Source organism: Jeotgalibacillus marinus (assembly GCF_040801915.1).
GTDB classification, from domain to species: Bacteria; Bacillota; Bacilli; order Bacillales; family Jeotgalibacillaceae; genus Jeotgalibacillus; species Jeotgalibacillus marinus.
Genome location: NZ_JBFMIA010000341.1, coordinates 1 through 224, shown reverse-complemented (window position 1 = coordinate 224; position 224 = coordinate 1). Strand labels below are relative to the sequence as shown.

General features: G+C 61.2%; 1 protein-coding gene. It reads right to left on the bottom strand.

Annotated features, from left to right (window positions below; all coding sequences use genetic code 11):
- The coding region (locus tag AB1471_RS18105) for a hypothetical protein (RefSeq protein WP_367781097.1) at positions 1-224 on the bottom strand (224 nt) is incomplete at both ends.

Below are 224 nucleotides of genomic sequence, written 5' to 3'. Positions count from 1 at the left end.
CAGGTCAGCATTTTCCGCGCTGACCGGATGCGGTACGCATCCCCTGCTGACCTGGCATTGGCAATTCGCCACGACCGCATCAGCCGCCGGTAGACGAACCAGCCGCCGTCACCAAACTGATCTTGAAGGCTGATCTTCACCTTCTCCTGGACAGGCCATTCGCCGCCCTTACCCCACACCCGGCCGGTCTTCTTCTGCCACGCCTCGGGGACATTGTCGATTGA